A 13,676-nucleotide genomic window follows, 5' to 3' on the forward strand; every position below is an offset into this window, starting at 1 on the left:
TATAACTTTATTGAGCTAACAATAAATAAATACTTTTATTTATATTCTTACTTTATTCTACTATTTCATTTTATCCACCATTTCATATAACTTAGTTTACACGTAGTTTGTAACTCCTCCATCAACAAATAAATTTTGACCTGTTATGTAGCTAGCGTTATCCGAACAAAACATAACAACAGGCGCAATCAATTCTTCTAATCTGCCTAGCCTTTTCATAGGAGTTCTTTTCTCAATAAGAGTACGAAACTCTTCATTTTCTAATGAGTTTGCATTAAGTGATGTTTTGAAAAACCAAGGACTAATCGCATTAACGGTAATACCATACGTAGCCCATTCATTTGCTAGCTGACGTGTAAGTTGAGCAACACCTGCTTTACTTGGTCCGTATGGGGTTCCAGATGCCAAAGTTAAACGTGAAGCAACTGATGCAACATTTACAATTCGGCCATACTTCTGATCCATCATATGTTTTCCCACAGCATGAGACATTAAAAATACGGATTTAAAATTAATAGCCATTAACGTATCCCATTCATCTTCCGTTAACTCAAAGGCGGTTTTCCTTATACTGCTACCAGCATTATTAATAAGAATATCGATATGTCCAAAATGTGCTATAGCTTTCTCCACTGTTTCTTTTACAGAATTGCCGTTCGAAACATCGCAGGCTAAAGCCAATGTTTTTCTTCCTGTTGCTTTAGATATTTCTTCGGCTGCACTTTTAATTTCCTTTTCTGTTCGTGATACCAAGACAATATCTGCACCAGCACTTGCCAATCCTTCAGCAAGTGTTCTGCCGATTCCTCTTCCTGCTCCTGTCACATTGTACAGCAAAATAGCGTCTATATATATGATATATGAGTTGCGTCAGGTAAATATCTTTAATTGAATTGAATCGCTTTACTCGTCAAAAGATGTAAAGAATACATCTTTTAGGATCTTCTTTGCTTTTTTTAAGTTTCCGGTATCAAGGGTTATAAGCATGTCTACTATATCATTTATTTCCTGAGATTTTATTGCTGAACACAGTTCCTTTGTGTAGTTTAATTGAACGTTCGAACGTTCTTTCTCTGTCTGCCCTACAATTGGTTCCTTTTGTACGTCTGTATTAACCCATGATGCATCCAAGGTATCCTGGAGGCATTGGATAAGAAAATGCAACTCACTAGAGTTATATCTTTTTAAAAATTGATAGGCTCCTTTATCAATTTGTCGATGGAGGGCTTTATGCAAATGGAAAATTTCTTTACCTAAGGGAGTTGTACGAAACAGAATTTCTTTTTTGTTACCAGGAAGAAATTCCTTGCGGATGATCTGTGTTTGAAGCAATTTTCTTGAAATTTTAGATACACTGCCTTTAGGTATGCCAAATTGCTTCGAAATGGTAATGCCATTAACTGGCTCCAGCTGCCCAATTGCATCTAATACATGCAACATCATAACCGTCATCTCTTTTAGTAGTTTTATTACGTCGGGATTATTACTGTTGTTTATCAACCACTGCTTCTCCTCATCATCTTCTTCTTGGAATTTTTTTTGTAAATTGGAAACAGTTTCCATTAGTTTTTTTATTAACTTATCTTTATTGGGGTTCTCATTATAGTCGAAAGAATTGTTTGAGGCAGCCATGTAAATTATCTCCTTTGATTGATGTTCAGCTATATCCAGTATATCAAGAATCAACTCTCAAATAAAGTTTCAAGGAAACATTATTGACACCATCGAATAAGGATGATATTATAGTTTCCAAGAAACTAATTTAAAATTTCAGGAAACTATTTTCATTTAAGCTTAATTTAGATAAGAATAAATACTGATGAAAGTTATTCACACCCCAGCTTTCAAATGCTTTTATATTAAACTTTCAAGGAGGATTATGTATGAATGTTGTCATTGTCTTTGATCATCCGTATGGTGCATTAGCGTCTGAGAATATCCCTCACCAAAGAAGCTATTCCGCAGCACTGCTTGCAGCTGTAACGAGAGGTCTAAGTTCAGCTGGGCACAAAATAGACCTTATAGATTTACATGCAGACGGATTTAATCCAGTCCTTTCGGCTGAAGAACTTTCCGCATGGCGGCAAAAAAAGACCATCGATCCCCTTGTGATCGACTATCAGCGTCGACTTATCGATGCAGACTATATCGTTTTCATTTTCCCTATCTGGTGGGAGTGTATGCCTGCACTTACTAAGGGTTTCCTCGACAAAGTATTTGTAAAAAGCATCATATACGATGAACGTAAGCCAGGGCGTCCATTCGTCAGCCTTCTACCGAAGATTAAGGGAGTTTCTCTGCTGACTGTTATGAGTACTCCCGGATTTTTCTATAGATTGTTTTTTGGCAATCCCGTCACCAAAATCCTATTTCGCGGCACTTTTCGAAAGATGGGCATTCATAACCTCCGCTGGTATAACTACACTGGAATGGAAAGACGCAGCTTTGAGACGCGAATTAAATTCCTTAGAAAGACAGAGCATCGGTTCGTTCGACTTTAAAACTACGGACATCGGGGAATAAATCTAAAAACGTTTTACAACATTTAGCCTCTGAAGTAATAGATCCCGATTTATCTTTATTATTATTTTATAGATTAATCGGGATATTTATAATGAAAGAATCTCTAAAAAAGGTGTAACGATAAGAGCTCTTATGTTGTCAACATTTTCATTAAGATATTAATATCCCACACTCGATAATTGTCATCTCTATCGACCTGCTGTAACATTAAGCCCGAAATGACAGAAAAATAGAGTAACAATAGTTCACTAGGATCCCCTGCACAAAATTCCCCCGATTCCTGACCCTTGATGATAATAGGAAGTATTCGGTCAATTAAAGCATTGGAGGAATATTGTTCGACGATTTCCTTAGCCTTCTCAGGTACTTCATCTGCAGTTTGTACTTGTTGTATGAGCATAAATGAATGTTTATTGCTTTCATCAAGCATCCCTTTGGTCAATTCCCTGATTTTTTCTGTTGGTGTACCTGACATTTGTTCCAGAGAAGCAAAAGTCGCATCCGTTTCTTCCATCGCCTCTTGAACAAGTGCAATAAAAAGCTCATCTTTGGAACTGAAATAACGATATGAGAGACCTTGGCTAATACCAGCTTCATTAGCAATCATGCTCATTTTCGTTCCAGCGATTCCGCGGCGGGCGAATACTTTTAGAGCTGCTTTCTTAATTTGCTCTCTGCGCTCATCACGGATTTGATCTAGTTGTTGATCATTTAATGGTGCCAAGATTTATCACTCTCTCTTCTGATTTCTTTTTCGTTATTGCTAATTACATTGTTTTATTCAAGTGTACCTGATTTTCGAACCTGTTCTTCACTAATCTCCCAAAGTCGCTTTGCTGCTTCCTTATCTATGGCCATGTCAGATGGTGTCATCACTTGTCTGTCTGCACAATATTGACCGTTCAAACCAGTAATATCACTCACTTCAGCTAGCCATACCAGTGTATCTGCACCCTCTTCAGGAGTACGGGAAAAGGGCTTCATGACAGCCATTGTTGCTCGAGCTAAAGCGCTGTTATTTTGATTAAAATTGGTTGCGACAAGGCCGGGATCAAAGCAGTGCGCTGTAACGTTAGATCCTTCTAGTCTTCGTGCCAATTCAGAGGTAAATAATATGTTGCCAAGTTTGCTCTGTGCGTAACATAAGGTGGGACCCCCCATTAACTTCTTGAAACCACTGTAAAAACGCTCGGAGCTTAGGTCGCTAAACTCAATACCTTTCTTGACCATCTTGTGACCATGAGAAGTGGTCGTAATTACGCGTGCAGAAGCACTCTCCTTAAGGCGATCGAGTAGCAACGATGTTAGCAGGAATGGAGCAAGGTGGTTAACCGCCCACGTCATCTCCACACCGTCCTCAGTAATCTGTCGAGTCTCGAATAAGGCACCAGCGTTATTTACTAAGACATCTACTTTAAAGCAGCTATCGAGAATTTCGGCTGCTACTTGACTTATGGACCTTTGGGAAGCCATGTCCGCTATAAACACGTCTACAATAGACCTATTGTTCGTTAAATGCTTAATTTGGGATGCTACCTCATCCGCTTTAGACTTATTTCGCGCAACAATCCCTAAGTTTGCACCTCGTGCAGCAAGTGCCTTGGCTGCGGCCAGCCCTATACCATTAGTGGCACCAGTAATCACCACATACTTACCATGCAAATTCCATTCTTGTTTTGTTCTTATACTATCCATCTCCAATAGCTCCTTTATTCATCCATAATAGTGAATGAACTGTTCATTCATAAAAATTATAATGTATTTTTTTGAGAATGGCAACATAAATACTTATTTGGTTAACTATCTATCCTGTCTTCATTCATTCTATTGACATGGAAAATCCTCACTTAGAATGATTAAAGTGAGGATTCTTTATCCAATAACTGCTTCCTTTTTCTTAACAATTCAGTATATTTCTCTTCAATAGACGCTTTTCTTCTTCACTATTTGCATAAGATAGTTTACTAATAGTCTCCGTTAGCTGTATATCAATCGTTAGTTTTATCGATTGCTTATTTTGGAAAAAGAAGGACTTTTATTTAAAAAAAACGAATTTATGTTGTAAAAAGATAAATCTTTTTACACACTGAGATTAATAATACTTTGACCGGTCCATCACTTAAAAATCTTGCCCTTATAGAAAACAAGCTTTAAGCATAGAGTAAAATAATATTACTAACTAGTTATATTTTAATGAGGGTGACCATATAATCATCTGATCTTCCTTTTGTCTTCACTTTTTTATTGATTTCTTCCAATGTTATTTTTCGCAATAGAAAACCCAAAGAAAAAATCGAACTAGACCAATGGAAAAAAGAAGCTGTTCTTGAAATTGAAACAGAATAGTTAGATGTTCTTATTATTGAGTTGAAAGGTTGGTTGATCAGATGACAATGAATCGCAAGGAAGTCTTGATTGATGAATTTCTTTCATGGCCTGGCGTTACGCAAAAACCCCACCGATTCGGAGGGATTGAATTCCTCTTTGAAGGAAAAGAAATTGGACATATACATGGAAATCATCTTGTTGATCTACTATTGCCAAAATCAAAACGGGACGAAGCGGTTGCTGATGGAAGTGCACAACCCCATCACATGTATCCTGATTCGGGTTGGGTATCTGTTTATTTGAAATCCGATACAGATATGGTGAATGCAATCAAACTCATGCGTTTCAAATATGAATATCTCATATAAAAGAATTAATTCTCATTTATTATTTCAATCTCTCAAAAAAAGTAATCAAATTATTGTCTGGGTCAACCACAGCAAAATCCCTCACTCCCCATGGGCGATCTCCTATATGAGCACTTGGGTGCAAAATATTTTGCCCCTTTATAATATGATAAAGTTCATCAATTCCATCTACACCTACTTGACAGTTTGCTGTACCGGCAATAAACGACTCTGCTCCAGATAAAATAAAGTCGAACATAAATTGTAGACAGATCGATTTACAATAAAGAATTATCATCTATTTGTATTTTTCTATTTCTTTTTTTATTAATTTTACTGACTTTTCAAAATAGGAACGCTCATGAGGAACAAATTCATTTTTGCCAATGAACTTATTAATGGATTCTTTTAACCCTTCATCATTCTCTTTAAAGCCTTCAATTCTTAAACCTTCTCTTTCACCTAGGCAAAATTCATAATAAGAGTTAAATTTTGCTTTAACAAGTCCTGAAACCTCTTCTTTTTGCAGGAAATAATCAATCATAATATTGTTCCCATAAAATAAAAATACGTTTGCGAACTCCTTATCAATAAAATTGTCCAAAATGATACAATCTTTTATTACACCTAAAGACACTAACTGGTTTATTGAGACATCAATTCCCAATTCTTCTTTTATTTCTCTTAAACCATCTATTACGGTTTCATCTACTAATAAATGACCTGCAGCTGTTACATCTAAAAGGTCTGGAAAATCCTTTTTTAAATGACTTCGAATTTGAAAATAAATGAAATCCACTCCGCTTTCTCTACTCACAAACCAGCAGTGAAAGGTTTCGTGTAAAAGACCTTTCTTATGCACCTCTTTTCGAGTTGCTACCCCTACTTTTTGATGTCTTTCATTAAAAACGTTCAGTTTTTCATTATCTGTCATATTAAATGCCTTCTTTTTTTCAAAATAGTTTAAAATGATACTTAATTTCACCTACTAGGATGCTTGTTTTCTACTCATTTCAATTCGCCTAAAGACCAATTTTAATATAATTGGAATAACAAATAATATAAACAGTATTCGAAATAAATGATAGCTAGTAATGACCGATAAATCCGCTTGGACTGATTGGCCGAGCAATGCCATCTCTGCAATCCCACCAGGAGCCATGCTAATAAATGCAGTTAATATAGAAACATTATGTGTTTTCATTAAAATAAAGGCTAATCCCGTTGAAAATAAGATAAGTAAAACGGATGTAATCACAGTCAAAAAGGTAAATTTTGTTGTTTGACCTGCATTTTTAAACTTTAACATTAACCCAAGATGAGTACCTATAAGAACTTGTGCAAGACGAATAAAATGTGGATCCATTTGAGGTACATCTACCTCTAATACCTTTAAAGAGGCTATGCCAATAAGGGCTCCTAATAAAAAAGGAGTTGGCAGCTTGCTTTTGACAGCCAAAAAAGAACAAGCTCCTGCAAAAAGGAGAAAGATGAAATGGATATAAGAAAAAGATTGAGATGAATGAAGAATTTGCTGTGGGATATGGCCTTCTTTATTCAAAAATGGACTCAGTGCGATAAATGGGACAATAAAAATAACACAAATAATTCTCATTAATTGAGTAACAGTCACGATCGTGATATCTACATTTTTTAATTCTTCACTCAGATTCACCATTTGTGATAATCCGCCTGGGATGCTTCCTGTCAATGTGGATTGATAGTTAACTCCTGTAATCTTTGAGGTAATGAAAGCAAGTACAGAGCTAAATCCGATAATAGCAATTGTCATCATTGCCATTGATGGAAGATGATGAATCATTTCAACAAGCGTATGCTTCGAAAACGAAAAACCAATTGTGTATCCAACAATAATTAAGCCTAAATTTCTGATAATTGATGGCCAGACTAATTCTTGCTTAAATAGCGTTACCGATAAAAAAGCAAACGTCATAGATCCTAACATCCAAGAAAGTGGAATATGTAATAAGGTAAAAATGTAGCCTCCAGTTAGACCAATGATCAATGTTTTAAATATTTGCTGCATGACAACCCTTCTCTAATCGTAAATAGTATAGTATGTTTTTATTGTTTTATTGAATAAAAAACATTCTTTCAAGTAGAACAAGCAAAAAATTGCATTTTTATTCAGTTAAATGTAAAAAAATTCAATTAATCAACTTCCATAACAACATCATTTTTTATCCGTATAATATTTTTCAACCATTTTCATTTTAATGTTGCATTTATTTTTTTAATTCACTTTGTCCTATTGGAGTTATTAAGCCATCCATACTATAATAATTTTTTTCTTTCCAATATGTTTGTAATTTTTCTTCTCCTTGTTTTTCTGCCCATTTCGTTAAGGTTTCTCGATCACCTTCATAGCTCAAGAAAGGTACACTAAATCCACAAGAGGTTTTCACAGACGTAATTTTGGCATGTAAAATTTGTCTTGCACCTGGTATAGTAGGAAAATACTTTATAAATTCATCCCATTCTGTATCATTTGGTAATATTGTTCGCCCTTGCCCATATAATCGTAATATCATAGGAGGGCCTTCAAATGCGATAAACATAAAAGTAATTCTTTTATTTTCATTGATGTGTGCACTTGTTTCATTGCCGCTTCCTGTTAAATCAAGATAAGTAACTTCTGTTGAAGATAATATTTTTAATACATCATAGCCTTTAGGTGAAATATTTACATGACCCTTATCACTTAAAGGTGCTGATCCGACAAAAAATATTTTTTGTTTTTTTATGAACTCTTCATGTTCAGGAAGTAACTCATCAAAAAGCTTCCCCATTATTCTCCCTCCTTGTATCCTTAACATATGTTTATAATCCTTAATTCTTCATGTATTTAATGAATCCTTTATTTTTATAAAAAAGCTATTTAAAAAAATCCTCTATTTAATTAACAAGAACTTGTTTTAATAAAGTAGAGTCAGTTTTCTCATACTACATATTAGACATTCTATAATGGGGGTGATGATGTGGGAGATTGGAACAAACAAGCAAGTCGAAATAACAATATTCAGTCAGATATAAATGTTAAAAAAGAGGAACTAGCACAAAAAAAGATTCAATGGAATATACAAGGGCAACTTGGGATGGAAGCAATTGGACAGGAAGAAAAGGTCGTAAAACCAAAATAAAATTCATAAAACAACGATCTTCTTCTCAAGATCGTTGTTTTACTTAAGACTTGCCTGTTTCTTTAACTTAAATCATCGCCTTATAGTCATTTTGAAACTGGCCATTAATAATAAGAGGTTTAGGTAGCGTTAAATTAGTTAAGATAAAATCCTTTAACGTAAATAAATAAAAGTTCGACATCCCCCCACTCCCTCCTGTTGGGATCGTTATAAACATATCTTTCACACCGTCATGATTTAAATCATCATATACAATTTTCGGCTCGTATCCTCCTTCTAGCTCTTCTTTATACGTTTTTCCATTAGATTCTGTTATGTCTAAAAAAACCTTCTTCAAAAATTTTGTATTTTGATCAAACCGAATTCCTTTTATCGTCACAATATCTATTTTTCCATCCCCTGTAATATCCACTTTATCTTGTGAAACCATGATCGATAAATTTGGTTCTTCTACAGCAGAAGCACCAGTAATCGCAAATAGGGACAAAATAAAAAAAGCGGCAAATGAGAATAACAGCTGTCTCTTCAAGCAAACTACCTCCCGATATGCACTTTATAAAGATATTTTGCTCGTTTTTTGGAAAATAATGTAGAGCCTTTATTAAAAATAAGTTAACGAAAAAACCATGACACAATTAGTTTGTCATGGTTTTTTCGTTAAAATATAATTTCAACCTTCCGATTCTTGCCGAACGCCTTCCACAATCCAAAGTTCCTTTGCTTTCCCTGCATCCGTCTCATCAATGACAAAAGAGCCATTTGAATATCGATCACTATAGCGAAGATCAGCCGCATTTAAATGATGCTGTACTCCTTTTTCAGTTTCCAAATAAATTTGGTCCTTATTTTTTACAAGTGCCATGGCTACAATACGATGAGGGTTTGCTTTTAATTCTCTCAACATCACTACACCACGTTTTGCTCTTGTTGATGCTTCGAAATCCTTCAATTTCATTTTCTTCATAGAACCGCGCTGAGTAAGAATCACAAGTGCTTGATCATTTTCATCCTCAATTATTTTCCCTCCAATGACAAAATCGCCATCTTTAAGATTGATTCCTTTAACACCAGCTGCTCGTATCCCTACCATATTGATCTCTATTTCATTAAACAACAAGGCATAGCCAGTGTGTGTGGCTAATAGAAGCATATTTGACCCGTCAGTTTCGTGAACATCTATAAGTTTATCATCCGCTTTTATATTAATGGCAACGAGTGGCTTAGAATAGCGTTGAGCTTTGTAGTGTGAAAGCTCCGTTTTCTTAACCATCCCGTTTTGTGTGATAAACAATAAATTCGTTGTAACATTAAAGTCATTAACAGGGATAGCTTTCACAATCGATTCGTCTCGATCTATTGGGATAATATTCGCAATATGTTGACCTAAATCCTTCCATCTAATATCTGGAAGTTCATGGACAGGACAGTATAAATAGTTCCCTTTATTTGTGAAAACCAACAGAACATCTGTCGTATTCATGTTTAGCTGTGCTAAAATTCGATCAGAATCCTTCATCCCGAAATCTTGTCCATTTGAAGCAGCAAAGGAACGTTGGCTCGTCCGTTTTACATAGCCTTCTTTCGTGATTGTAACAATCACATCTTCACTGGCAATAAGAACTTCAAGATTAATTTTGATTTCTTCAATTTCCGCCTCAATTTTAGTTCTTCGTTCATCTACAAATTTCTTTTTCACATCTTTTAATTCTTTTTTAATAACATTATTTAATTTTTTTTCACTATCTAATATTGAGGATAGCTCGGCAATTTTTTTCGCTAGTTCTTCCGCTTCAGTTCTTAATGCTGTGATATCGGTATTCGTTAAGCGATAAAGCTGCAAAGAAACAATCGCCTCTGATTGCGGCTCTGTAAACTGATATTTCTCAATCAAATTATCCTTTGCATCCCGCTTATCCTTTGAAGCGCGAATCGTAGCGATCACTTCATCTAGAATCGACAATGCCTTCATTAAACCTTCTACTATATGCTCGCGATCTCTTGCTTTTTGCAGGTCATAGGTTGTTCTTCTTGTAACTACCTCTTTTTGATGAGCAATGTAGGCATCTAATAAAGCTTGTATCCCCATTAATGTTGGACGCCTATTGTGAATGGCTACCATGTTAAAATTATAGGTAACTTGCAGATCCGAATTTTTGTATAAATAGTTAAGGACACCCTCTGCGTCTGTCTCTTTTTTCAGTTCGATGACAATACGCAATCCTGTTCGATCTGTTTCATCGCGAACCTCAGCAATGCCTTCTACCTTTCGATCTAAACGAAACTCATCTATTTTTTTCACTAAATTTGCTTTATTCACTTCATAAGGAATTTCTGTTATCACGATTTGTTTCTTCCCACCACGAATATCTTCGAAGAAGGCTTTGCCGCGAATAATCATTTTCCCTTTGCCAGTTTCGTACGCTTTTTTGATTCCATCAACACCTTGAATAATACCACCAGTTGGGAAGTCTGGACCTTTGATGATTTTCATAATATCTTCTACTGAACAATCTGGTTGATCCATGCGAAGAATAACACCATCAATTACTTCTCCTAAATGATGAGGAGGAATTTCTGTTGCGTATCCAGCCGATATTCCAGTAGAACCATTTACAAGCAAACTTGGAAACATGGCTGGCAGAACAGTGGGTTCATTTGAGGTATCGTCAAAATTAGGAATAAAATCGACCGTTCTTTTCTCGATGTCTCTTAATAATTCTCCTGATATAGCAGATAGCCTTGCTTCTGTATAACGCATCGCAGCTGGCGGATCTCCATCGATGCTCCCGTTATTTCCATGCATTTCTACAAGTAAATTTCTTACCTTCCAGTCCTGACTCAATCGGACCATGGCATCATAGACAGATGTATCTCCATGTGGGTGATAATTCCCAATCACATTTCCCACTGTTTTCGCAGATTTCCGAAAGCCTTTTTCATGTGTATTTCCTTCAACATGCATGGCATACAAAATTCTTCTTTGCACTGGCTTTAACCCATCACGTGCATCTGGCAGGGCACGCTCTTGAATAATATATTTACTATAACGGCCAAATCGGTCACCAAGAACATCCTCTAGAGGAAGATCGCGAAATTTTTCTACTAAACTCACTGTTCTTTCGCCTCCTCTGTAATAGAAATATTTTCATTTTCTAATATACTACCATCTTCTTCTAGTCCAAACTGGACATGTGATTCAATCCACTTTCTTCTAGGTTCAACCTTGTCGCCCATTAGTGTCGTGACTCGTCGTTCAGCTCTAGCTAAATCATCGATCCTAACGCGAATAAGCGTTCTCGTCTCTGGATTCATCGTTGTTTCCCATAACTGGTCGGCATTCATCTCTCCAAGTCCTTTGTATCGTTGGATCATATAGCCTTTGCCAACTTTTTTGATCGCTCCTTGTAAGTCATCATCGCTCCAAGCATATTCGATTACTTCTTTTTTCCCTGTTCCTTTGCTGACTTTATATAGAGGAGGAAGAGCTATAAATACCTTTCCCGCTTCAACAAGAGGCTTCATATAGCGATAAAAGAATGTCAGCAAAAGCACTTGAATATGTGCGCCATCTGTATCTGCATCGGTCATAATGATCACTTTTTCATAATTGACATCAGAAACAGAAAAATCAGCTCCAACACCTGCGCCAATCGCATGAATAATCGTATTGATCTCTTCATTTTTAAAAATATCCTGGAGCTTTGCTTTTTCCGTATTGATTACCTTTCCTCTCAAAGGAAGAACGGCTTGGAAACGACGATCTCGTCCTTGCTTTGCGGATCCTCCTGCTGAATCCCCTTCGACCAAATACAATTCGTTTTTCATCGGATTTCGTGATTGTGCAGGAGTCAGCTTTCCAGACAAGGAGCTTTCACTGCGCTTGCGTTTTTTGCCGCTCCTTGCTTCCTCACGGGCTTTTCTTGCAGCATCCCTTGCTTGAAAGGCTTTAATGGCCTTTTTGATTAATAAGGAGCTAGTTTCTGGATTTTCTTCTAGAAAATACGATAAATGCTCAGACACAACGCCATCTACTGCTGATCTTGCCTCGCTTGTCCCAAGTTTTCCTTTCGTTTGCCCTTCAAACTGGAGGAGATCCTCTGGTACTCTAACGGAAATAATGGCTGATAAACCTTCTCGAATATCAGCTCCATCCAAGTTTTTATCTTTCTCCTTTAAAAGGCTCACTTTACGTGCATATTCATTAAATATTCGGGTCATGGCCGTCTTGGAGCCAGCTTCATGCGTCCCTCCATCCTTCGTCCTTACATTATTCACGAAGGATAAAACATTTTCTGAGTACCCATCATTAAACTGAAAGGCAAATTCAATTTCAATTCCATTTTGAATCCCTTCAAAACTAACAACAGGATGGAGAACATCCTTTTCTTCGTTTAAATATTCGACAAATGCTTCAATTCCATTTTCATAACAAAATTGTTCTCGTTGGTCAGCCCTATCATCCATAATTTCAATTTTTAGTCCTTTTAGGAGAAAAGCTGATTCACGTAATCTTTCACACAATGTTTCGTAATTATAGGTGGTGGTAGAAAAAATGGAAGGATCAGGTTTAAAGTGAATGGTTGTACCTGTTTGATTGGTCTTCCCTTTTTTCTCAAGCGTGGTAGTAGGTTTTCCCCCTTGATGAAAACGTTGTTCATAAGTAAACCCGTCTCGCTTTATAGATACCACTAACCATTCAGATAAGGCATTGACAACGGATGCGCCGACTCCATGTAATCCACCGCTCGTTTTATAGCCGCCCTGACCAAATTTCCCTCCAGCATGAAGGATTGTAAAAATCACTTCCGGTGTAGGTTTTCCAATCTTATGCATCCCAGTTGGCATTCCACGGCCTTTATCTTGAACGCTAATAGAATTGTCCTTATGAATTTTTACAATAATATGATCTCCAAATCCAGCAAGAACTTCATCTACAGCATTATCTACGATTTCATAAACGAGGTGATGGAGACCTCTGGAATCTGTACTTCCTATATACATTCCAGGTCGTTTTCTAACGGCCTCTAATCCTTCAAGAACTTGAATGGCATCGTCGTTATAATTAAATGTTTCTTGTCTTGCCACGAACATACCCCTTTCTTTCCATAAAACAACATTTCTGAAAATAAAACATGTCGAACATTCGTTTATGTATTCGGTTAAAAAAAGAATTATCCTTTAAATAATAAGTGTATTTTATATGAAAAGCGAAAAACCGCCTATCACTTTTTTAATAAAGAACGAATGTTCGCATCATTATTCTACCACTTTTTCTGCAATCGTCTATGCTTTATTTTAGCCATTTATTTTATTTTGG

The 13,676-nt window shown here is 36.2% G+C and carries 13 protein-coding genes and 1 pseudogene; 3 read left to right on the top strand and 11 right to left on the bottom strand.

Annotated elements, in window-relative coordinates; all coding sequences use genetic code 11:
- Positions 1 to 96 precede the first annotated feature (96 nt).
- Both FDO66_RS09065 and FDO66_RS09070 read right to left on the bottom strand, forming a co-directional pair.
- Positions 97 to 837, bottom strand: a complete 741-nt coding sequence (locus FDO66_RS09065; protein WP_258535676.1) for an SDR family NAD(P)-dependent oxidoreductase — start codon at positions 835 to 837, stop codon at positions 97 to 99.
- Positions 838 to 903: 66 nt separating this feature from the next.
- Positions 904 to 1,632, bottom strand: a complete 729-nt coding sequence (locus FDO66_RS09070) for a MarR family transcriptional regulator (protein ID WP_141432328.1) — start codon at positions 1,630 to 1,632, stop codon at positions 904 to 906.
- A 251-nt stretch (positions 1,633 to 1,883) separates the two neighbouring features.
- Here FDO66_RS09070 and FDO66_RS09075 point away from each other — a divergent pair, with 251 nt between their 5' ends.
- Positions 1,884 to 2,501 (top strand): NAD(P)H-dependent oxidoreductase, encoded by a 618-nt coding sequence (locus FDO66_RS09075; RefSeq protein ID WP_141432329.1) that lies wholly within the window; start codon positions 1,884 to 1,886, stop codon positions 2,499 to 2,501.
- Between the two features lie 152 nt (positions 2,502 to 2,653).
- Here the strand turns inward: FDO66_RS09075 and FDO66_RS09080 are convergent, their stop codons facing one another.
- Positions 2,654 to 3,247, bottom strand: a complete 594-nt coding sequence (locus tag FDO66_RS09080; RefSeq protein WP_141432330.1) for a TetR/AcrR family transcriptional regulator — start codon at positions 3,245 to 3,247, stop codon at positions 2,654 to 2,656.
- Between the two features lie 53 nt (positions 3,248 to 3,300).
- Positions 3,301 to 4,218 carry an SDR family NAD(P)-dependent oxidoreductase gene (locus FDO66_RS09085; RefSeq protein WP_141432331.1) on the bottom strand — a complete coding sequence of 306 codons (918 nt, stop codon included), beginning with the start codon at positions 4,216 to 4,218 and terminating at the stop codon, positions 3,301 to 3,303.
- Positions 4,219 to 4,916: 698 nt separating this feature from the next.
- On the opposite strand from FDO66_RS09085, the gene FDO66_RS09090 reads away from it, so the two are divergent.
- Positions 4,917 to 5,219, top strand: coding sequence for a luciferase domain-containing protein (locus tag FDO66_RS09090; RefSeq protein WP_141432478.1), 303 nt, complete (start codon positions 4,917 to 4,919; stop codon positions 5,217 to 5,219).
- A 19-nt stretch (positions 5,220 to 5,238) separates the two neighbouring features.
- Here FDO66_RS09090 and FDO66_RS09095 read toward each other — a convergent pair.
- From FDO66_RS09095 to FDO66_RS09110, 4 genes and pseudogenes are all read right to left on the bottom strand, one after another.
- Positions 5,239 to 5,445: pseudogene (locus FDO66_RS09095) on the bottom strand (VOC family protein); the annotation flags it as partial.
- Positions 5,446 to 5,496: 51 nt separating this feature from the next.
- A complete protein-coding gene (locus tag FDO66_RS09100; RefSeq protein ID WP_141432333.1) occupies positions 5,497 to 6,132 on the bottom strand; it encodes an NUDIX hydrolase in 636 nt (211 codons plus the stop codon).
- A 54-nt stretch (positions 6,133 to 6,186) separates the two neighbouring features.
- Positions 6,187 to 7,245, bottom strand: a complete 1,059-nt coding sequence (locus tag FDO66_RS09105) for an AbrB family transcriptional regulator (protein ID WP_141432334.1) — start codon at positions 7,243 to 7,245, stop codon at positions 6,187 to 6,189.
- A 199-nt stretch (positions 7,246 to 7,444) separates the two neighbouring features.
- Positions 7,445 to 8,008 (bottom strand): pyridoxamine 5'-phosphate oxidase family protein, encoded by a 564-nt coding sequence (locus tag FDO66_RS09110; protein ID WP_141432335.1) that lies wholly within the window; start codon positions 8,006 to 8,008, stop codon positions 7,445 to 7,447.
- Positions 8,009 to 8,197: 189 nt separating this feature from the next.
- Here FDO66_RS09110 and FDO66_RS20805 point away from each other — a divergent pair, with 189 nt between their 5' ends.
- Complete coding sequence (locus FDO66_RS20805; protein ID WP_181444507.1) at positions 8,198 to 8,359, top strand: hypothetical protein; 162 nt, start codon at positions 8,198 to 8,200, stop codon at positions 8,357 to 8,359.
- A gap of 67 nt (positions 8,360 to 8,426) precedes the next feature.
- On the opposite strand, the gene FDO66_RS09115 is transcribed toward FDO66_RS20805, so the two are convergent.
- The 3 genes from FDO66_RS09115 to parE all read right to left on the bottom strand — a co-directional run bounded on the left by FDO66_RS09115 (position 8,427) and on the right by parE (position 13,444).
- Positions 8,427 to 8,888: a hypothetical protein gene (locus tag FDO66_RS09115; RefSeq protein WP_141432336.1), complete on the bottom strand. Its 462-nt coding sequence runs from the start codon at positions 8,886 to 8,888 to the stop codon at positions 8,427 to 8,429.
- Positions 8,889 to 9,029: 141 nt separating this feature from the next.
- Entirely contained in the window at positions 9,030 to 11,471 is a 2,442-nt protein-coding gene (gene parC, locus FDO66_RS09120) for a DNA topoisomerase IV subunit A (RefSeq protein WP_141432337.1), read from the bottom strand.
- Complete coding sequence (gene parE, locus FDO66_RS09125) at positions 11,468 to 13,444, bottom strand: DNA topoisomerase IV subunit B (RefSeq protein WP_181444508.1); 1,977 nt, start codon at positions 13,442 to 13,444, stop codon at positions 11,468 to 11,470. Before parE ends, parC begins: the two co-directional genes overlap by 4 nt.
- Positions 13,445 to 13,676: the final 232 nt, after the last annotated feature.

Source organism: Bacillus sp. 03113 (genome assembly GCF_006546985.1).
Taxonomy (GTDB): Bacteria; Bacillota; Bacilli; order Bacillales; family Cytobacillaceae; genus VATK01.